At 72.7% G+C, this 18,087-nt stretch carries 20 protein-coding genes and 1 pseudogene; 13 read left to right on the top strand and 8 right to left on the bottom strand.

Going from position 1 to position 18,087, the window contains the following annotated elements; all coding sequences use genetic code 11:
* Window positions 1-220: 220 nt before the first annotated feature.
* A pseudogene (locus tag AMK13_RS45040) lies at window positions 221-1,354 on the top strand (diguanylate cyclase domain-containing protein); the annotation flags it as partial.
* A gap of 623 nt (window positions 1,355-1,977) precedes the next feature.
* Here the strand turns inward: AMK13_RS45040 and AMK13_RS22600 are convergent.
* Window positions 1,978-2,598 carry a TetR/AcrR family transcriptional regulator gene (locus AMK13_RS22600; protein WP_074003896.1) on the bottom strand — a complete coding sequence of 207 codons (621 nt, stop codon included), beginning with the start codon at window positions 2,596-2,598 and terminating at the stop codon, window positions 1,978-1,980.
* A gap of 128 nt (window positions 2,599-2,726) precedes the next feature.
* Between AMK13_RS22600 and AMK13_RS22595 the strand changes: the two genes are divergently transcribed.
* Both AMK13_RS22595 and hutH read left to right on the top strand, forming a co-directional pair.
* On the top strand, window positions 2,727-3,896 hold the full coding sequence (locus tag AMK13_RS22595; protein ID WP_074003895.1) for a macrolide family glycosyltransferase: 1,170 nt from the start codon (window positions 2,727-2,729) through the stop codon (window positions 3,894-3,896).
* A gap of 132 nt (window positions 3,897-4,028) precedes the next feature.
* Window positions 4,029-5,606 (top strand): histidine ammonia-lyase, encoded by a 1,578-nt coding sequence (gene hutH / locus AMK13_RS22590; protein WP_107418822.1) that lies wholly within the window; start codon window positions 4,029-4,031, stop codon window positions 5,604-5,606.
* A 46-nt stretch (window positions 5,607-5,652) separates the two neighbouring features.
* On the opposite strand, the gene AMK13_RS22585 is transcribed toward hutH, so the two are convergent.
* Complete coding sequence (locus AMK13_RS22585; RefSeq protein ID WP_049650040.1) at window positions 5,653-6,078, bottom strand: hypothetical protein; 426 nt, start codon at window positions 6,076-6,078, stop codon at window positions 5,653-5,655.
* A gap of 299 nt (window positions 6,079-6,377) precedes the next feature.
* Between AMK13_RS22585 and AMK13_RS22580 the strand changes: the two genes are divergently transcribed.
* Window positions 6,378-7,247 carry a MurR/RpiR family transcriptional regulator gene (locus tag AMK13_RS22580; protein ID WP_074003893.1) on the top strand — a complete coding sequence of 290 codons (870 nt, stop codon included), beginning with the start codon at window positions 6,378-6,380 and terminating at the stop codon, window positions 7,245-7,247.
* Window positions 7,248-7,316: 69 nt separating this feature from the next.
* Window positions 7,317-7,640, top strand: a complete 324-nt coding sequence (locus AMK13_RS22575; RefSeq protein ID WP_074003892.1) for a hypothetical protein — start codon at window positions 7,317-7,319, stop codon at window positions 7,638-7,640.
* A gap of 1 nt (window position 7,641) precedes the next feature.
* On the opposite strand, the gene AMK13_RS22570 is transcribed toward AMK13_RS22575, so the two are convergent.
* Window positions 7,642-8,214, bottom strand: coding sequence for a Uma2 family endonuclease (locus AMK13_RS22570; protein ID WP_074003891.1), 573 nt, complete (start codon window positions 8,212-8,214; stop codon window positions 7,642-7,644).
* A 182-nt stretch (window positions 8,215-8,396) separates the two neighbouring features.
* Between AMK13_RS22570 and hutU the strand changes: the two genes are divergently transcribed.
* The 4 genes from hutU to hutI are packed head-to-tail and all read left to right on the top strand — an operon-like array spanning window position 8,397 to window position 13,835.
* Window positions 8,397-10,067 (top strand): urocanate hydratase, encoded by a 1,671-nt coding sequence (hutU, locus tag AMK13_RS22565; RefSeq protein ID WP_049650036.1) that lies wholly within the window; start codon window positions 8,397-8,399, stop codon window positions 10,065-10,067.
* 20 nt (window positions 10,068-10,087) lie between these two features.
* The gene (locus AMK13_RS22560; RefSeq protein WP_079272389.1) at window positions 10,088-11,269 is read left to right on the top strand and encodes an allantoate amidohydrolase; all 1,182 of its coding nucleotides are present in this window, start codon (window positions 10,088-10,090) and stop codon (window positions 11,267-11,269) included.
* Window positions 11,260-12,627 (top strand): formimidoylglutamate deiminase, encoded by a 1,368-nt coding sequence (locus AMK13_RS22555; RefSeq protein WP_074003889.1) that lies wholly within the window; start codon window positions 11,260-11,262, stop codon window positions 12,625-12,627. Before AMK13_RS22560 ends, AMK13_RS22555 begins: the two co-directional genes overlap by 10 nt.
* Window positions 12,628-12,659: 32 nt before the next feature.
* Complete coding sequence (gene hutI, locus AMK13_RS22550; protein ID WP_074003888.1) at window positions 12,660-13,835, top strand: imidazolonepropionase; 1,176 nt, start codon at window positions 12,660-12,662, stop codon at window positions 13,833-13,835.
* Window positions 13,836-13,889: 54 nt separating this feature from the next.
* On the opposite strand, the gene AMK13_RS22545 is transcribed toward hutI, so the two are convergent.
* On the bottom strand, window positions 13,890-14,090 hold the full coding sequence (locus AMK13_RS22545; RefSeq protein WP_074003887.1) for a DUF397 domain-containing protein: 201 nt from the start codon (window positions 14,088-14,090) through the stop codon (window positions 13,890-13,892).
* Window positions 14,083-14,943, bottom strand: coding sequence for a helix-turn-helix domain-containing protein (locus AMK13_RS22540; RefSeq protein WP_074003886.1), 861 nt, complete (start codon window positions 14,941-14,943; stop codon window positions 14,083-14,085). The genes AMK13_RS22545 and AMK13_RS22540 overlap by 8 nt, the downstream gene beginning before the upstream one ends.
* Window positions 14,944-15,236: 293 nt before the next feature.
* On the opposite strand from AMK13_RS22540, the gene AMK13_RS22535 reads away from it, so the two are divergent.
* The 3 genes from AMK13_RS22535 to AMK13_RS46000 are packed head-to-tail and all read left to right on the top strand — an operon-like array spanning window position 15,237 to window position 15,972.
* Window positions 15,237-15,602 (top strand): ATP-binding protein, encoded by a 366-nt coding sequence (locus AMK13_RS22535; protein ID WP_074003885.1) that lies wholly within the window; start codon window positions 15,237-15,239, stop codon window positions 15,600-15,602.
* Window positions 15,599-15,853 carry a hypothetical protein gene (locus tag AMK13_RS22530; protein ID WP_074003884.1) on the top strand — a complete coding sequence of 85 codons (255 nt, stop codon included), beginning with the start codon at window positions 15,599-15,601 and terminating at the stop codon, window positions 15,851-15,853. The genes AMK13_RS22535 and AMK13_RS22530 overlap by 4 nt, the downstream gene beginning before the upstream one ends.
* Window positions 15,850-15,972: a hypothetical protein gene (locus tag AMK13_RS46000; protein WP_274538697.1), complete on the top strand. Its 123-nt coding sequence runs from the start codon at window positions 15,850-15,852 to the stop codon at window positions 15,970-15,972. The genes AMK13_RS22530 and AMK13_RS46000 overlap by 4 nt, the downstream gene beginning before the upstream one ends.
* Before the next feature lie 103 nt (window positions 15,973-16,075).
* Here AMK13_RS46000 and AMK13_RS22525 read toward each other — a convergent pair whose 3' ends face one another.
* Genes AMK13_RS22525 through AMK13_RS22515 form a run of 3 tightly spaced genes read right to left on the bottom strand, consistent with a single transcriptional unit; the run spans window position 16,076 to window position 17,680 of the window.
* Window positions 16,076-16,924, bottom strand: coding sequence for a helix-turn-helix domain-containing protein (locus AMK13_RS22525; protein WP_074003883.1), 849 nt, complete (start codon window positions 16,922-16,924; stop codon window positions 16,076-16,078).
* Window positions 16,925-16,938: 14 nt separating this feature from the next.
* Window positions 16,939-17,454, bottom strand: a complete 516-nt coding sequence (locus tag AMK13_RS22520; RefSeq protein ID WP_074003882.1) for a DUF6879 family protein — start codon at window positions 17,452-17,454, stop codon at window positions 16,939-16,941.
* Entirely contained in the window at window positions 17,426-17,680 is a 255-nt protein-coding gene (locus tag AMK13_RS22515) for a hypothetical protein (RefSeq protein ID WP_074003881.1), read from the bottom strand. The genes AMK13_RS22520 and AMK13_RS22515 overlap by 29 nt, the downstream gene beginning before the upstream one ends.
* Before the next feature lie 256 nt (window positions 17,681-17,936).
* Here AMK13_RS22515 and AMK13_RS43645 point away from each other — a divergent pair, with 256 nt between their 5' ends.
* Window positions 17,937-18,083 carry a hypothetical protein gene (locus tag AMK13_RS43645; RefSeq protein WP_158077738.1) on the top strand — a complete coding sequence of 49 codons (147 nt, stop codon included), beginning with the start codon at window positions 17,937-17,939 and terminating at the stop codon, window positions 18,081-18,083.
* The last annotated feature ends 4 nt before the right edge of the window (window positions 18,084-18,087 follow it).

Raw genomic sequence — 18,087 nt, 5'->3', positions numbered from 1 at the left:
ACGGGGCATAAGCGAACGAAACCGCCCTAGTCTTGGTGCAAGCGGCCGGTCGGGTGCGGCCGGCCGACGGGGGTCCGGCAGGACCGAGCACAGGGAGCGAGGCGAGCCGGTGAGCAGCGAGGCGATCATGACGGACCGCGACTGCGACTGCGGCGGCTCGCGGCACTCCGACCCGCTGCCCGACCTGAGACTGCAGTCCGTGGTCGAGCTGGCCCAGGACATGGCCGCCGCGCTCACCCCGCTGGAGGCCGTCCGGGCCGCCGCCGCCCGGGCCACCGAGGCGCTCGGCGCCACCATGGCCGCCGTCTCCGTCTGGGACCGCGAGTCCGGCCGGCTGCGGGTGCTGGTCAACCACGGCGACCTCGCCCCGGGCGAGGAGGAGCTGCCCGAGGACGAGTCGTACCCGGTCGCCGACTTCCCCGAGATCGTCACGTACCTGGAGGAGCGCTGGACCACCGGGCGGCTGCCGCGCGCCTGGCTGCAGAGCGCCGAGAACAGCGTGCAGCACGCCGGGCACGCCCACCCGACGGCCGGCGCGTACTGCCAGGAGCGCGCCGCGGCGCTGCGCCGGCGCGGGCGGGCCTGCTGCGTGGTCGCGCCGGTCGTGCTGCACGGCCAGGCCTGGGGCGAGCTGTACCTCGCCCGGTCGGCCGGGATGCCCGAGTTCACCGAGGCCGACGCCGACTACGCGACCCTGCTCGCCGCCCAGGTCTCCGCCGGGCTGGCGCAGACCGAGCGCCTCGCCGACCTGCGCAGGCTCGCCTTCTCCGACCCGCTCACCGGCCTGGCCAACCGGCGCGCCGTCGACGCCCGGCTGGAGAGCGCGCTGGAGGCGCACAACCGGGACAACACCGTGGTCTCCCTGGTGGTCTGCGACGTCAACGGGCTGAAGCGGGTCAACGACCAGCTCGGCCACGAGATGGGCGACCGGCTGCTGGAGCGGTTCGCCCACCAGCTCTCGCTGGCCGCCGCCAAGCTCCCCGGCAGCCTCGCCGCCCGGCTCGGCGGCGACGAGTTCTGCCTGCTCGTGGAGGGGCAGAAGGCCGACGAGGTGGTCTCCGTCGCCGAGGAGCTGTGCGCCCGGGCGCTCGCGCTCTCCGAGGGCGAGGGCGTGGCCTGCGGGGTCGCCTCCACCGGGGACTCGATCGGGCCCGTCACCACCCCCGACCGGCTGTTCCGGCTCGCCGACGCCGCCCAGTACCGGGCCAAGGCCGCCCGGGCCGCCCACCCCGTCGTCGCCGGGCGCAGCCACGGCCCCGGCTTCTCGCCCGACCCCACCGTGCTGCTCGCCGACGCCGCCGACCCGCACCACCGGGCGGACGGGCGGCGCGGGCCGAACGGCCGGGCCGGGGCGGGCGACCGGCGGCGGTTCCGCGGCGCCGCCCACAGCGCCGACCCGGGGCAGCTGCTCACCGCCGTGCTCGCCTCCCTCGACCAGGCCGCCACGGCCCGGGCCGTCCACCCCGCGGACACCCTCGGCAAGCTGGTCGTCGTCGCCGAGGCCTCCGCCCGGCTGCTGGACGCCGTCGGCTGGTGGGTCTCGTACGTCCCGCCCGGCTCCCACCTCATGCGCACCGCCCAGCACGCCGTCTACCGGATGACCAGCGGCCCCAGCAGCGTCCGCGCGGAGACCCAGCGGGCCCAGATCGAGGCCCCCGACGCGGTCTTCGACCTCCGGCACTACCCGATGACCCGCCGCGCCGTCCGCGGCGGCTCCTTCGCGCTGCGGGCGGGCGCGGCCGGCAACGACCCGGCGGAGGAGGCCATGCTCGTCGTCTCCGGGTACCGGGGCATGGTGGCCGCGGGCGGCCAGAACCCGGCCGGCGGCTGGCTGGTGGAGCTCTTCGCCGACGACGCGACGCTGCCGCTGGGGCAGGCCGCCTCCGCCATGCGCGCCCTGGTCTCGGTCGCCCTGGCGGGGCCGGCCTCGCCGCCGGTGGTCTGAGGGACCGGCCGCGGTGGTGGCCGTCCGCTGGTTCAGGCGCCGGAACCGCGGTCGGCGGACGGCGGGTTGAGGGCCCGCAGGGCGGCGTCGACCAGGCGGTCGGCGTGCTCGTGGGTGAGCGGGCCGAGCCGGTACTGCCAGCGGTAGTAGAGCGGGCCGTAGACGATTTCGACGGCCAGGTCGAGGTCGGTGTCGGGGGCGATCTGGCCGGCCTCGCGGGCGCTGCGGAGGCGGTCGCGGGTGACGGCCAGCAGGGGGTCCAGCAGGCGGGTGCGGTGCTCGGCCTGCAGTGCCGGGTCGTTGAGGATCTCCGCCATGATCGCCCGGTAGGTGCGGTCGGTGTCCGGGTCGGCCAGCTCGTCGCTGGTGGGGCGCAGGACGGCGCGGAGGTCGGCGGCGAGGTCGCCGGTGTCGGGGAGCGCGATGCCGCCCTCGTGCTCGCCGGCGGCGAGGAAGGCGTCGAAGACCACGGCGCCCTTGGAGGGCCACCACCGGTAGATGGTCTGCTTGCCGACGCCGGCCCGGGCGGCGATCGCCTCGATGGTCAGCCTGCCGTAGCCGATCTCGGCGACGAGTTCGGTGGTGGCGGCGAGGACGGCGGCGTGCGCGCGCTCGCTGCGTCGGGCGGGGTCGGGAGCTGTTCTGGAGGCCATGGAAAAAATTCTATGCGAAACAACGAGACGAGACGTATTGTCTTCCCATGCCATCGCGAGACGGATCGTCTCGTCTCATCCCCCGTTCCCCGGAGGTGCCCGTGAACCGCCCCCCTGCACACATCCTGATGGTCTCCATTCCCGCTCATGGGCATGTCAATCCCAGTCTCGCGGTGATCACCGAGCTGGTCGCCCGGGGCCACCGGGTCAGCTACGTCAACGACCCCTCCTTCCGGGAGGTCGTCGAGTCCACCGGCGCGACCTTCGTCCCGTACCCGACCAAGCTGCCGCTCACCGACGACCCGGCCGGCTGGCCGTCGGACCTGGTGGCGATCCAGGAGCTGTTCCTGGACGACACGCTGTCGATGTGGCCCGTCCTGCTGGAGGCCTTCGAGGACGACCGCCCCGACCTGGTGCTCTACGACATCGGCGGCTTCGCCGGGCGGGCGCTCGGCGAGCGGCTGGGCGTGCCGGTGGTGCAGCTGTCGCCCGCCTTCGTCGGCTGGGAGGGCTTCGAGGAGGACCTCGCGGCGATGTTCGAGCCGATGCGCAACGGCCCGGGCGGCCCCGAGCACTACCGCCGGTACGCCGACTGGCTGGTCGAGGCGGGCGCGGTGCAGCGCGACGTGGAGGGCTTCAAGAACCGCCCCGAGCGGTGCGTCGCGCTCGTCCCACGCGCCCTCCAGCCCAACGTCGACCGGGTCGACGAGCAGCGGATCAGCTTCGTCGGGCCCTGTTTCGGCGACCGCGCCCACCAGGGCGAGTGGCAGCGGCCGGCCGGCGCCGAGAAGGTGCTGCTGGTCTCGCTCGGCTCGGCCTTCACCCACCAGCCCGCCTTCTACCGGGCCTGCGTGGAGGCCTTCGGCGACCTGCCGGGCTGGCACACCGTGCTCCAGGTCGGCAAGCACACCGACCTGGCCGAGCTCGGCGAGGTGCCGGACACCGTCGAGGTGCACCGGTGGGTGCCCCAGCTGTCGGTGCTCTCCCAGGCGGACGCCTTCGTCACCCACGCGGGCATGGGCGGCTCCAGCGAGGGGCTGTTCCACGCCGTGCCGATGATCGCGGTGCCGCAGGCCGCCGACCAGTTCGCCAACGCGGACGCCCTGGTCGGCCTCGGCGTCGCCCGCCGGCTGGACACCGAGCAGGCCACCGCGGAGGCGCTGCGCGCCGCCCTGCTGGAGCTGACCGGCGACCCGGCGGTGGCCGAGCGGCTGGCCGAGCTGTCCGCCGCCGGCCGGGCCGAGGGCGGCACCACCCGGGCCGCGGACCTGATCGAGGCCGAGCTGCGCGTGTCGTGACGCCGCCCGTGCCGTGATGCGGGGGGCGGTCGGGGGCCGCGGTGTGCGGCGCCGATCCGGAGGGCGGAGAATCCGGATGGCGAGCACCTGTTGTCATATCTTCATTCACCTGATGAGATGGTGTATATGGATATGCACAGTGCTGTGGCCCCCGACGCTCCGCTGGTCCTGGTCGGCAAGGCCGACGTCGGTGCCGAGGACGTCCTGGCCGTCGCCCGGGGGAACGCCCGGGTCGAGATCGGTCCCGACGCGCTGGCCGAGATGGCGGCCGCCCGTGCGCGGATCGACGCCCTCGCGGCCGAGCCGCGCCCCGTCTACGGCGTGTCGACCGGCTTCGGCGCGCTCGCCGTGCGCCACATCAGCCCCGAGCTGCGCGCCCAGCTGCAGCGGTCGCTGGTGCGCTCGCACGCCGCCGGCATGGGGCCGGCGGTCGAGCGCGAGGTGGTCCGCGCGCTGGTGTTCCTGCGGATGAAGACGCTGGCCTCCGGCCGTACCGGCGTCCGGCCGCTGGTCGCGCAGACCATGGCCGCCCTGCTCAACGCGGGCATCACCCCGGTGGTGCGGGAGTTCGGCTCGCTCGGCTGCTCCGGCGACCTCGCGCCGCTCTCGCACTGCGCGCTGGTCCTGATGGGCGAGGGCACCGCCACCGGCCCGGACGGCGTGGAGAAGCCCGCCGCCGAGCTGCTCGCCGCCGCCGGCATCGAGCCCGTCGAGCTGCTGGAGAAGGAGGGCCTCGCCCTCATCAACGGCACCGACGGCATGCTCGGCATGCTGGTGATGGCCATCGCCGACCTCCAGCGGCTGTTCACCACCGCCGACATCACCGCCGCGATGAGCCTGGAGGCGCTGCTCGGCACCGACAAGGTGCTCGCCCCCGAGCTGCACGCCCCGATCCGCCCGCACCCGGGCCAGGCGCTGAGCGCCGCCAACATGCTCGCCGTCCTCAAGGACTCCGGCCTCACCGGCCACCACCAGGACGACGCCCCGCGGGTCCAGGACGCCTACTCGATCCGCTGCGCCCCGCAGGTGGCCGGCGCCGGCCGGGACACCCTGGCGCACGCCCAGCTGGTCGCCGCGCGCGAGCTGGCCGCCTCGGTCGACAACCCGGTGGTGCTGCCGGACGGCCGGGTGGAGTCCAACGGCAACTTCCACGGCGCCCCGGTCGCGTACGTGCTGGACTTCCTCGCCATCGCCGCCGCCGACCTCGGCTCGATCTCCGAGCGCCGCACCGACCGGCTGCTCGACAAGGCCCGCTCGCACGGCCTGCCGGCCTTCCTGGCCGACGACCCGGGCGTGGACTCCGGCCTGATGATCGCCCAGTACACCCAGGCGGCGCTGGTCAGCGAGAACAAGCGGCTCGCCGTCCCGGCCTCGGTCGACTCGATCCCGTCCTCCGCGATGCAGGAGGACCACGTGTCGATGGGCTGGTCGGCCGCGCGCAAGCTGCGCCAGGCGGTGGCCAACCTCGGCCGCATCCTGGCCGTCGAACTGACCGCCTCCGCCCGCGCGTTGGAGATCCGCCGGCAGGCCGACGGCGCCGGCGGGCTCGCCCCGGCCACCGCGGCCGCGCTGGCCGCCGCCCGCGAGGCGGGGGTCGGCGGTGCCGGCCGCGACCGCTTCCTCTCGCCGGACCTGGAGGCCGCCGCCGAACTGGTCGCCTCCGGCGAGCTGGTGCGCGCGGTCGAGCGGGTCACCGGTCCGCTGGCCTGACGTCCGTCCGACCGGGCCGATGGCGCCGCCGCGGGGTGACGGGGACTCAGTCCCAGTCGTCGCTCCGCGGCGAGCGCTCCCCGCGGCCCCCGCGGTTGCGCAGCTCGCCCAGGGCAGCGGCCAGGTTGACCCCGACGATGCCCGCCCAGCAGACCACGAGGCCGGCGAAGCCGCCGCTCTCCGGACTGCCCGCGATCGCCGTCAGCGGGACGCCGATGACCAGCGAGGTCACCGCGAGCCCGGTGTTGGAGCGCTTGCCGAAGCCCGAACGGCGGGGGTGGCCCCGGTGCTCGGAGCGCGGCTCGTCGTCCAGCCGCTTGGCCACCGAGCGCTCGACCCGGGCGTCCAGACGGGCGTCGAGCCGCCTCATGAAGGAGTCGACGAGTTCGTCCTCGTACTCCTTGCCGAGCTCCTTGCGGGCCTGGAGGGTGGCGTCGAGGTCGCGCCGCAGTTCGTCCTGACGAGTGTCCATAGGACCAGAGTGGGGCCGCGGGGGCGTCCGGTCCATCCGTTCGCGGGAGGAATCCGGGCGGGCTCAGGGAGAAATCAGGGTTGCCCCGCCCCGGCCCGGGTTTGTCCGACCCCGGCCCGGGTCTGTCCGACCCCGGCTCAGGTCTGTCCGACCCCGGCCCACCCGGCCCGGACCACCGCCGGGCCGTCCGACCCGCGGGGCGTCCCACCGGACGTCCCGCCGTACGAGACGTCTTTGCCAGGCGCCGCCCGCTCCTGCACAGTCGTCGTCCGAACCGCACGCACCCGGAGGTACCGCTGATGACCGCCACCGACGAGGCCGGCAGCGTCGGCCCCTCCGCCCGGCTGCTCCAGCTCTTCGAGGGGCACCGGCTGACGCCGACCCAGCGCCGGATCGCCCACTCGCTGGTGCGGCACGCCACCGAGGCGCCGTTCCTGTCCAGCGTGGAGGTCGCCGAACTCGCGGGCGTCAGCCAGCCGTCCGTCACCCGCTTCGCGGTCGCGCTCGGCTACGACGGCTACCCGGCGCTGCGCAAACAGCTGCGCGAACTCGGCGGCGGCGAACCGGCCGCGCCGGAGACCCCGGACGACGCGGTGCGCAACGAGCACCAGCAGGCCGTCCTCGCCGAGATCGCCCACCTGCGCCACCTCGCCGAACTCCTCGCCGACCCGGAGCCGATCATCCGGGCCGCCCGGCTGCTCGCCGCCTCCCGCCCGCTGCCGGTGCTCGGCCTGCGGGCCGCCTCGGCGCAGGCGCGCGGCTTCGCCTACTTCGCGTCCAAGGTGCACCCGGACATCCGGCTGCTGGACGAGGGCGGCAGCATGCTCGCCGACCGGCTGGAGCAGGCCCGGGCGGCCGGTGCCAGCGCGCTGCTCTGCTTCGCCCTGCCGCGCTACCCGCGGGAGCTGATGGACGCGCTGACGGTGGCCCGCGAGTGCGGGCTGACGGTGCTCACCGTCGCCGACAGCGCCTTCGCGCCGGTCGCCAAGCTGTCCGACCTGATGCTGCCGGCCGCCGTCGGCACCGGGCTGGTCTTCGACACCGCGTGCGCGCCGATGATGCTCGGCCGGGTGCTGCTGCAGTCCATGTGCGACGAACTCCCGGGCGCGGAGGCCCGGTTGGAGGCGATCGAGCAGTCGGCGGCGGCGCGCGGACTCTTCCTGGAATAACCGCGGCCCGCGGCGGCGGGGGAGTAGCCGCCACGAACCCGGGCATCCCCCCTGCAGGGGGTGCCGCCCATGCGCGTGATCCACGAGATGAAGTTCGTCGCCCGCCTCTCCTCGGGTGCCGACGAATGGTCCTGCCCCACCTGCGGACGCCGCGTCACCCTGCGGCGCCTGCCCGAACCCGAACTGACCGTCCTCGACCCGGGCGACGAGTCCGCCGTCCACGTCGGCGTCATCGAACCCGACGCCCGCGCCGCCGCGGCCGCCGAGAAGTACGGCCTCGGCCCCGTCCAGAACATCCCCCGCCCGCCCTCCCCGCCCACCCCCGACGCCGACGACCGCCGCTGGCTCGCCGAGATCGGCATCGACTGGGACGGCGGCGACGCCGCGGCGTGACTCAGGCGCGCGGCGCGTACAGCGGAAGGCCGGAGGTGTCCAGCTCGGCGGGCAGCGGTGCGGGCAGCGGGACGGGCTCGCCGTACTTGCCGAGCAGGATGCCCTGGTACGCCCCGTCGCGGGGGTGGGTGTGGAGCGCCCAGGTGCCGTTGCGAGGGTCGAGTGCGAGCAGGGCCGGGGCGCCGGCGCTCGCGTACCAGTCCGTCTTGGTGGAGACGGCCTTCACGCCCTCCGAGTTGGAGATCACCTCGACGACGAGGGCCGCCTCGTGGGGGTCGGCGAGCCACCGGTCGTCGTTCTCCCAGTCGACGGGGAGGACGATCAGGTCGGGCGTGGCGTAGTCCTCGTCGTTGCCCGGCATGTAGATGGACGACACCTCGTAGGCGCCCAGGTCGGCGGGCAGCCGGGGGTCCAGCTGGATGCGCAGCCGTCGGACGGTTCCCGCGTGCTTGCCGCGAGGGGTCGGGGACATCACCAGGGTTCCTCCGATGATCTGGACGCGAAGTCCCGTGCTCTCCTCGATCTCCTCCGCCGCATCCCGGAGTCTGCCGGGCCGCACGGTGATGGCCGTCATCGTGTCCTCCGCTCTCTGGTGCTGGGCCGAGTGGCTGGTGTCCGCCGGGTTCAGGCTAGCGCGCCAAGTGGGCCGGTGCCGGGGCTGATCGGATGCCTTCGGGGTCTGGTCGAAAGCTGGCTGTTTAGTTATATTCAATCGAACGTAGCTTGAATGAATCCATCCGCAGGGAGGCCGTGACTATGGTGCAGCAGCAGGCGAGCGGGCCGCGAGAGGTGCGCGCGGCGCGGGGGACGGGGCTGACGGCGCAGGGGTGGCAGCAGGAGGCCGCCCTGCGGATGCTGATGAACAACCTCGACCCGGAGGTGGCCGAGCACCCGTCGAAGCTGGTGGTGTACGGCGGGACGGGCAAGGCGGCGCGGGACTGGCGGTCCTTCGACGCCATGGTGCGGACGCTGGAGGGGCTGAAGCAGGACGAGACCATGCTGGTCCAGTCCGGGCGGCCGGTCGGCGTGATGCAGACCCACGAGTGGGCGCCGCGGGTGCTGATCGCCAACTCCAACCTGGTCGGCGACTGGGCCAACTGGGAGGAGTTCCGCCGGCTGGAGAGCCTCGGGCTCACCATGTACGGGCAGATGACCGCCGGCTCGTGGATCTACATCGGCACCCAGGGCATCCTCCAGGGCACCTACGAGACCTTCGCGGCCGTCGCCGGCAAGCGCTACAACGGCTCGCTGGAGGGCACCATCACCCTCACCGCCGGCCTCGGCGGGATGGGCGGCGCCCAGCCGCTGGCCGTCACCATGAACGGCGGCGTGGCGATCTGTATCGACTGCGACCCGTCCCGGATCGCCCGCCGGATCGAGCACCGCTACCTGGACGTCGAGGCCAAGGACCTCTCCCACGCGCTGGAGCTGGCCACCGCCGCCCGCGACAAGAAGCAGCCGCTCTCCATCGGCGTGCTGGGCAACGCCGCCGAGCTGGTCCCGCAGCTGCTCGCGATGGACGCGCCGATCGACATCGTCACCGACCAGACCAGCGCCCACGACCCGCTGGCCTACCTGCCGGTCGGCGTCGCCTTCGAGGACATGGCGGACTACGCCGCCGCCAAGCCCGCCGAGTTCACCCAGCGCGCCCGCGAGTCGATGGCCGCGCACGTCGAGGCGATGGTCGGCTTCCTGGACCGCGGCGCCGAGGTCTTCGACTACGGCAACTCGATCCGCGGCGAGGCCCAACTGGCCGGGTACGACCGCGCGTTCGCCTTCCCCGGCTTCGTCCCGGCGTACATCCGCCCGCTGTTCTGCGAGGGCAAGGGCCCGTTCCGCTGGGCGGCGCTGTCCGGGGACCCGCAGGACATCCACAAGACCGACAAGGCCGTCCTCGACCTCTTCCCGGAGAACGAGTCGCTGGCCCGCTGGATCAAGCTGGCCCAGGAGAAGGTGCACTTCCAGGGCCTGCCGGCGCGCATCTGCTGGCTCGGCTACGGCGAGCGCGACAAGGCCGGCGAGCGCTTCAACGACATGGTCGCCTCCGGTGAGCTGTCCGCCCCGATCGTGATCGGCCGCGACCACCTGGACTGCGGCTCGGTGGCCTCCCCGTACCGGGAGACCGAGGCGATGCTGGACGGCTCCGACGCGATCGCCGACTGGCCGCTGCTCAACGCCATGGTCAACGTCGCCTCCGGCGCCTCCTGGGTCTCCATCCACCACGGCGGCGGCGTCGGCATCGGCCGCTCGATCCACGCCGGCCAGGTCACCGTCGCCGACGGTACCGCGCTGGCCGGGGAGAAGATCCGCCGGGTGCTCACCAACGACCCGGGCATGGGCGTCATCCGGCACGTGGACGCCGGCTACGACCGGGCCACCGAGGTCGCCGCCGAGCGCGGTGTCCGCGTCCCGATGGGCGAGCTGTGACGGTCCCGTCGTTCGAAGAGATGTGGGCGGAGCTGCTCCCCGTGGGCCGCTCCGCCGCCTCCGGCGGCTACCGCCGCTTCGCCTGGAACTCCGCCGACGCCGAGTGCCGCGCCTGGTTCGAGCAGCAGGCCCGCGGCCGCGGCCTGGCGTACGAGCTGGACCGCAACGGCAACCAGTGGGCCTGGCTGGGCGATCCGACCGCCGGCGGCGCGGTCGTCACCGGCTCGCACCTGGACTCCGTCCCGGACGGCGGCGCCTTCGACGGCCCGCTCGGCGTGGTCTCCTCCTTCGCCGCGCTGGACGAACTGCGCTCCCGCGGCGCGGAGTTCACCAGGCCCCTGGCGATCGTCAACTTCGGCGACGAGGAGGGCGCCCGGTTCGGCGTGGCCTGCATCGGCTCCCGGCTGACCGCCGGGGTGCTCTCCCCGGAGCAGGCGTACGGGCTGCGCGACGCCGACGGCGTCCGGCTGCCCGACGCGATGGAGAAGGCCGGCTACGACCCCACCGCGATCGGCGCGGACGAGGACCGGCTGGCCCGGATCGGCGCCTTCGTCGAGCTGCACGTCGAGCAGGGCCGCTGCCTCGCCGAGGGGCAGCCGGTCGGTGTGGCCGGGGCGATCTGGCCGCACGGCCGCTGGCGGTTCGACTTCCACGGCGAGGCCAACCACGCCGGCACCACCCGGATCGAGGACCGCCGCGACCCGATGCTGACCTACGCCAACACCGTGCTGGCGGCCCGCAAGAAGGCGAAGCAGGCGGGCGCGCGGGCCACCTTCGGCAAGGTCGCGGTCGAGCCCAACGGCACCAACGCGATCGCCTCGCTGGTGCGCGGCTGGCTGGACTCCCGGGCGGCCGACGAGCGCACCCTCACCGAGCTGGTCGAGGCGATCGAGCGGGCCGCCGCCGAGCGCGGCGAGCGCGACGGCGTCCGGGTCGAGCTGACCCGCGAGTCCTACACCCCGGTGGTGGACTTCGACGGGCCGCTGCGCGACCGGCTGGCCAAGCTGCTGGACGCCCCGGTGCTGCCCACCGGCGCGGGACACGACGCCGGCATCCTGGCTTCGGCGATCCCGACCGCCATGCTGTTCGTGCGCAACCCCACCGGCGTCTCCCACTCCCCGGCCGAGCACGCCGAGCAGGCCGACTGCCTGGCCGGGGTCGCCGCCCTCGCCGACGTACTGGAGGACCTGGCGTGTCAGTGACCCCGTCGAGCCCCGTGGCGTACTGGGCCCAGTACGCCTGGCTGCCGCACGACAACGGGCCGGTGGTCGAGCCGGACGTGCTGATCACCACCGGCCCCGGCGGGACGATCGCCGCCGTCGTCCCGGACAGCGGCCCCTGCCCGCCCGGCGCCGTCCGGCTCGACGGGCTGCTGCTGCCCGGCCAGGCGAACGCCCACTCGCACGCCTTCCACCGGGCGCTGCGCGGGCACGTCCAGGTCGGCTCCGGCACCTTCTGGACCTGGCGCGACACCATGTACCGGTTCGCCGGCGCGCTGGACCCGGACCGCTACCTGGCGCTCGCCACCGCCGTCTACGCCGAGATGGCGCTGGCCGGCGTCACCGCCGTCGGCGAGTTCCACTACCTGCACCACGCGCCCGGCGGCGCCCGGTACACCGACCCGAACGCGATGGGCGAGGCGCTGATCGAGGCCGCCGCCCGGGCCGGCATCCGGATCACCCTGCTGGACACCTGCTACCTGTCCTCCGGTTTCGGGGCCGAGCCGACCCACCCCCAGCTGCGGTTCAGCGACGGCGACGCCGACGCCTGGGCCGCCCGGGCGGACGCGCTCAAGCCGCGCGAGCACGCCCGGATCGGCGCCGCCGTCCACTCGGTGCGGGCCGTCCCGGCCGAGCAGCTGGACACCGTCGCGCACTGGTCGGCGCTGCGCGGGGCGCCGCTGCACGTCCACCTGTCCGAGCAGACCGCGGAGAACGACGCCTGCCTGGCCGCGCACGGCGTCACCCCGACCCGGCTGCTCGCCGACCACGGCGTGCTCGGCCCGCGCACCTCGGCCGTGCACGCCACCCACCTGACCGACGAGGACGTCAGGCTCCTCACCGACTCCTCCACCACGGTCTGCATGTGCCCCACCACCGAGCGGGACCTCGCGGACGGCATCGGCCCGGCCCGCCGGCTCGCCTCGGCGGGCTCCCCGATCACCCTGGGCAGCGACAGCCACGCGGTGATCGACCCGTTCGAGGAGGCCCGCGCGCTGGAGCTGGACGAGCGGCTGCGGACGCGGACGCGCGGCCACTGGACGGCGAACGCGCTGCTGCGGGCCGGCACCGAGGACGGGCACGCCTCGCTCGGCTGGCCGGAGGCCGGACGGATCGAGGCCGGGGCGCTCGCCGACTTCACGGTGATCGCGCTGGACACCGTCCGTACGGCGGGCCCGCCGCCCCGGCTGGGCGCCGAGATCGCCGTCTTCGCGGCCTCGGCGGCGGACGTGCGGCACCTGGTGGTCGGCGGCCGGCACGTCGTCCGGGACGGCGTGCACCTGCTGGTGGCCGACGTGCCGGGCGCGCTGCGCTCCGCGATCCGCGCGCTGGACTACTGACCCCCGTTCAACCCCCTTCGGAAGGCGTTGTCTTGAGCACCACGACCACCCTGATCACGGGCATCGGCAGCCTGGTCACCAACGACCCCGGGCAGGGCGCCGGGCCGCTCGGCCTGCTCACCGACGCGGCCGTGGTGGTCGACGGCGGCACCGTCGCCTGGGTCGGCCCGGCCGCGCAGGCCCCGGCGGCGGACGAGCGCTTCGACGCCGGGGGCCGGGCGCTGCTGCCCGGCTTCGTCGACTCGCACGCCCACCTGGTGTTCGCGGGGGACCGTACGGCCGAGTTCAACGCCCGGATGTCCGGGCAGGCGTACTCGGCGGGCGGCATCCGGACCACGGTGGCGGCCACGCGGGCCGCTTCGGATGCCGAACTGGAGGCCAACCTGGCCCGGTTCGTCCGGGAGGCGGTGCGGCAGGGCACCACCACCATCGAGTGCAAGTCCGGCTACGGGCTGACGGTCGAGGACGAGGCCCGGGCGCTGCGGATCGCCGCCGGGTACACCCCGGAGACGACGTACCTGGGCGCGCACGTGGTGGCGCCGGAGTACGCCGAGGACCCGGCCGGGTACGTGGAGCTGGTGACCGGCGAGATGCTGGACGCCTGTGCCCCGCACGCCCGTTGGGTGGACGTGTTCTGCGAGAAGGGCGCCTTCGACGGGGAGCAGGCGCGGGCCGTCCTGACGGCGGGGATCGAGAAGGGCCTCACGCCGCGCGTGCACGCCAACCAGCTCACGTACGGGCCCGGCGTGCAGCTGGCGGTGGAGCTGGGGGCCGCCTCGGCGGACCACTGCACCTACCTGACGGACGAGGACGTGGCGGCGCTGGCCGGCTCGGCGACGGTCGCGACGCTGCTGCCGGGGGCGGAGTTCTCCACCCGGGCCGAGTACCCGAGCGGGCGCCGGCTGCTGGACGCGGGCGCGGTGGTGGCCCTGTCGACGGACTGCAACCCGGGCTCCAGCTTCACCAGTTCGATGGCGTTCTGTATTGCCGTGGCGGTGCGGGAGATGGGGATGACCCCGGACGAGGCGGTCTGGGCGGCCACCGCGGGCGGCGCCCGCGCCCTCCGGCGCAGCGACGTCGGCACCGTCACGGTCGGCGCCCGCGCCGACCTGCTGCTGCTGGAAGCGCCGTCGCATGTGCACCTGGCCTACCGCCCGGGTGTCCCCCTGACGGCGGCGGTCTGGCGCGCGGGCGTCCGCGAGGTCTGAATGGTGGGTTCGCGTCGCCCCGTCGAGCAGCTGCTCGACGGGGCGACGTGCTGTTCAGGGGGTGACGGTGAGGTGGTCGAACTCGCCGGCCTTGGCGCCCTGGAGGAACGTGGCGAACTGGGGGCGGGTGGTGCAGACGATGACATCACCCTCGTCAGACTCCCGGAGTTCAACTACCCCGTCGGCAGTCCGGACCTCAACGCATGCGTTGCTGGAGCCGGAGTAACTGGATTTCTGCCATGCAGGGCTACTCATGATTGCCCTCTATCTCCTTCTTGATGGATCGGATGAAGTCTCGCGAGTCATCTTCGGAGAGGGCTACGGACGCCATTCGATCGAGGATCTCGCGGTAGCTTGCAAGGTCGGAGGGTGCATCGAAGAGCGGACACCCGAAGCTGATGTCGATCTGCACTGTGTCCAACTCGGGCACCGGACCGGCGATATAGACGAAGTTCTCGCTGGGGCCGGGCAGCGATTCGATCTTAAACGGCACGACCCGAACTGAGATGCCAGGGCTCTCGGAACGGTCAATGAGGGCGCCGAGTTGCTCGGCAAGTGCCTCTGGCCCGCTGAACTGCATCCGCAGTGCGGCTTCATGGATGAACGCAGTGTAGGGCGTAGCGTCGTTGCGGATGATCTGCTGCCTCCGCAGGCGGAAGGCGAGGCGGAGATCGACATCAGCCTGCGGCAATGGCGGGATCGCACGGGCGAACACCGAAGCGGCGTAGGCGGGAGTTTGAAGCAGTCCGGGCAGGAAGGTGATCGAGTAGGTGGCGATCCGCCGGGCATGGGCCTCGATCGCCGCCACATCGAGCAGGTCGCTGGTCAGACTCGGGCTGTACTCCTCCCACCAGCCAGTTTCTCGCTCCCGGGTCATGTCAGCGAGCGCGGCGATCAGGGGCTCGTTGCCACACGCGCAGGCCGCCGCGATCTCACGCAGACGTTCCTCGCTGACAGCCGACTTCCCATTCTCCATCTGACTCACCAAGGCAGCGGTCACCCCAAGCAGACGGGCAAGGTGGCTGCCGCCGAAGCCGGCTTGCTCTCTCATCCTCCGCAGTTCGGCGCCGAGGCGCCGCTGACGGAGGGTGGGGACTCGAAGGGCCATGGCGTCCTCTCAGCAGGTGCAGAGGCCAGTGTGCCGCGCCGGTTGCCGGTGGATCCATCCGGGCTCGGCGAAGCGCGTCCCCCGATGGGAGGACACTTCTCTCGTTCGAATTTAATTAAAGAGTGGATGCGCTATCGTCGTTCACAGCTCGATCCGACGGATCGTCAGTAATGCCTGCATCCACGGCAGTAGGCGCCTGCTGCCCGCACGCCGAAGAGCAACCGCCGCCCCGGCCTGGCTCACGGCGACGACCGTCATCCCCCTCCCCGCGCCACAGCCTCACGGAGGTTCCCGTGTGCACCCGTAACACCCCCTCGCTCACCCTCTCCCGCCAGGCCCTGCGGGACGCGATGACCCGTAGCGGCGGCTGGGACGCCGACAGCATCTTCAACGCCGAACTCGCCCTGATGGAGCTCGTCGTCAACGCCTGGCGGCACGGCGACACCCCCGCGCCCGTCGTCTGGTTCTCCGTCCTCGGCCGCACCCTCCGGGTCACCGTCTCCGACGAGAGCGACGCCCTCCCCCGGCGGCGAACCCCCGCCGACTCCGCCGAGTCCGGCCGGGGCCTCCAACTCGTGGAGGGCCTCACCCACCGCTGGGGCGTCGACCCGCAGAAGCGCGGCAAATCCATCTGGTACGAGCTGGACTGCCGCGCGTGACCGGCTACCCCGTCCTGCCGGAGGACCCCCGGATGCGCGACTACACCAAACCCCACCTCATGGCCCTTCTGGGCGAGTTGCACAGGCGCGGCCTGCCGCACGGGCTCCTCTGGGGGTCCGCCTTGCCGGGCGAGACCACCATCGACGGGCGCATCCTGATCGACTTCGGGAACGCTCCGGTGAGCACTTTGCTCAACCTCCTCCGCCTGCTCCGCGAACTGGACGATGACGACGAGGCGTGGCGCCAGTGAAGTTCTTCATCGGCGCGATCCTCCTCGCCCTCCTCGTCCTCGCGATCGCCACCGTGGCCCTCGGCCTCCTCGTGACTCTCAGGATGCCTCGCCCCGAGGCACGCGACGAGCAGCACTGAAACACGCGAAGGCCCTCGCCCGCCCGGGGCGAGGGCCTCGCGGGCGCGCTCGCTGTCCGACGAGGCGACGGCGAGACCGCATTCCCCTCTTCGCGCTGAAGTGTCAATCCAGGTCAGCCAAGGCGCCTGTGACAAGTGAACGCGCTGTGGCGCCTCGCACCGCCCCCTGCGAGAGCCGAGAGAAGGCGCGGGCATAGAGGTCGACCTGGCTGGGCTGCGTGAGCGTCGAGGCGGCATCCAGCGTGTCCGCGTGGACTCTGGTGTCATCGAAGATCGTGAAGGTCGGCATGGGCCAAACGCTCCGTTGCGCCGCGAACGGGACGATGCCCACGGAGACGTTCGGGAGATCCATGGCTCCGAGCAGATGGCCGAGCTGTGCCGCCATGGTCTCGGAGCTGCACACGCGGTAGCGCAGCACGGACTCCTCCAGGACGAACGAGAACCGGCGTGCACCATTGGCCAGCACCGCGTTGCGTCTCATCCGGGCCGCCACAGCGTCACTCACATCGTTCGGAGTTCCCCGGAAGTCCGCGATGCACGACAGCAAGGCGGCGGCGTACCTGGGCGTTTGGAGGAACCCTGGGATCACGTCGGAGACGTAGACCCGGAACACCTTGGTTTGCCGGTACAGGTCTCCGGTGGACTCTTGCAGCCGGCGGAGCCCACTCCGCTGGAGCCGTCGCCACTGCACATGGGCGTCGGCGGACTGCCGGTTGGCGGCAACCAAGTCAGGAGCTTGATCGTCGGCGCCACAGGCGCGGCACCAGGCCCTGATGTCGGCGTCGGAGGGAGGTGTCCTGGCGTTCTCGATCCGGGACGACTTCGACTCCGACCAGCCGCACCTGACGGCCAGCTCCCGCCCGCTGATCCCCGCGTCCTTCCGAATCTCGCTCAGCCGACCGGCAAGAGCTTCGCGGGCCTTCTGAACGTTCGGTGAGGGGTGCGCGGGCATGGAGCCGGCCTTCGTCAGATCTCGTACAGATGGTGCGGGAGCGCCCGCTCCCAGACTGCTTCGAACGCGGTGGTGCACAGCTTCACGGTGTCCGGGTCTGTTGTGATCTCATCTTCGACCACGGCGCCGTCCCCGGAGAAGTGGTGCACCCGAAGCAGTGCACCGTCGAACAGCCAGAAGTCGTTCCCCGGCAGGGGGATGCTCGTGGCCTGTCGCCGTGGCAGCCAGCGGACCTGCTCGCCCGCCGTGACGTTGGCGTGGGTGACGTAGTGCTCCCACCGGATGTACTCGGACACGGGCTCGGAGACCACCCGGGCTCGGCGAATGACCACGCCCCGCGCCACGGCGTCTGTGATCAACTGGTCATAGGGATGCCACCAGGACGCCTGGTCCTCCCAGTTGATCCGCTCACCGCGCTGCCAGGCCTCGAACCGATCCGTCGGGGCGTACGAATCCCGCAGCTCCAGATGGACGGCGGACCGCTGACACTGCTCAAGCAGCTCAGCGAAGCTGGGCACGCTCGATGGCATCACATGCCTCCCTGATCATGGGCACCATCCGGGCCGGAAGCCTGACGATGGCCTCATTGTCGGGGACCGGCCCGTTCGCAGGACTCGTTCCTTCGCAATCCGCCTGGGTCTCGGGGCGCGGGTTCCACCCCTGGAAAAGGATCTCCTGAGCATCCGGGTCCACCCACACGGTGGGGCAGTGGTCCCGATCGGTACTGGGGTCGATGCCAACGAACTCCACGGCCATGGCCGGCTCCCTGATCTAGGTGCTTGCTCGGGCTTGCACAAGCTTCTCCGAACAGCGGATATGTAGTCAACGCCGCTATTTGACCGGTCGATTGCTGTGCAAGCTCATGCAAGTTCGTAGAGAGCGATGTCTCGCCGTCCGTAGCCTGGCCAGCATCGGCCAAGCAGTACGTGGCCGATGCGGATCACCGACTCCCCCCGCAGGTTCCTCCCTTTCCGGGGAGGTTGTTCCATTCATCCGATGAAGGGAGATCGCAATGTCCGTGATCACCAGCGACACCGAGAGCGCCGAGGCGGCCGAGTCCGTGACGCTCGACGAGAGCGCCACGAACACCATCCGGGGCAACGTCCGGGCGTTCCTGGACGAGGACAACACCTCGATGATGGGCGGCTGGACCAACTGACGGC

This window comes from Streptomyces sp. CB02056, from assembly GCF_001905545.1.
Classification (GTDB): Bacteria; Actinomycetota; Actinomycetes; order Streptomycetales; family Streptomycetaceae; genus Kitasatospora.
The sequence above is the reverse complement of the archived record's forward strand: the minus strand, read 5'-3'. Positions and strand labels throughout refer to the sequence as shown.

Bases quoted from the DNA above. Each gene is read 5' to 3' on its own strand.
- AMK13_RS22600 (WP_074003896.1), bottom strand. From the start codon at position 2,598: ATGGCCTCCAGAACAGCTCCCGACCCCGCCCGACGCAGCGAGCGCGCG.
- AMK13_RS22595 (WP_074003895.1), top strand. From the start codon at position 2,727: ATGGTCTCCATTCCCGCTCATGGGCATGTCAATCCCAGTCTCGCGGTG.
- hutH (WP_107418822.1), top strand. From the start codon at position 4,029: ATGCACAGTGCTGTGGCCCCCGACGCTCCGCTGGTCCTGGTCGGCAAG.
- AMK13_RS22585 (WP_049650040.1), bottom strand. From the start codon at position 6,078: ATGGACACTCGTCAGGACGAACTGCGGCGCGACCTCGACGCCACCCTC.
- AMK13_RS22580 (WP_074003893.1), top strand. From the start codon at position 6,378: ATGACCGCCACCGACGAGGCCGGCAGCGTCGGCCCCTCCGCCCGGCTG.
- AMK13_RS22575 (WP_074003892.1), top strand. From the start codon at position 7,317: ATGCGCGTGATCCACGAGATGAAGTTCGTCGCCCGCCTCTCCTCGGGT.
- AMK13_RS22570 (WP_074003891.1), bottom strand. From the start codon at position 8,214: ATGACGGCCATCACCGTGCGGCCCGGCAGACTCCGGGATGCGGCGGAG.
- hutU (WP_049650036.1), top strand. From the start codon at position 8,397: ATGGTGCAGCAGCAGGCGAGCGGGCCGCGAGAGGTGCGCGCGGCGCGG.
- AMK13_RS22560 (WP_079272389.1), top strand. From the start codon at position 10,088: ATGTGGGCGGAGCTGCTCCCCGTGGGCCGCTCCGCCGCCTCCGGCGGC.
- AMK13_RS22545 (WP_074003887.1), bottom strand. From the start codon at position 14,090: ATGAGTAGCCCTGCATGGCAGAAATCCAGTTACTCCGGCTCCAGCAAC.
- AMK13_RS22540 (WP_074003886.1), bottom strand. From the start codon at position 14,943: ATGGCCCTTCGAGTCCCCACCCTCCGTCAGCGGCGCCTCGGCGCCGAA.
- AMK13_RS22525 (WP_074003883.1), bottom strand. From the start codon at position 16,924: ATGCCCGCGCACCCCTCACCGAACGTTCAGAAGGCCCGCGAAGCTCTT.
- AMK13_RS22520 (WP_074003882.1), bottom strand. From the start codon at position 17,454: ATGCCATCGAGCGTGCCCAGCTTCGCTGAGCTGCTTGAGCAGTGTCAG.
- AMK13_RS22515 (WP_074003881.1), bottom strand. From the start codon at position 17,680: ATGGCCGTGGAGTTCGTTGGCATCGACCCCAGTACCGATCGGGACCAC.
- AMK13_RS43645 (WP_158077738.1), top strand. From the start codon at position 17,937: ATGTCCGTGATCACCAGCGACACCGAGAGCGCCGAGGCGGCCGAGTCC.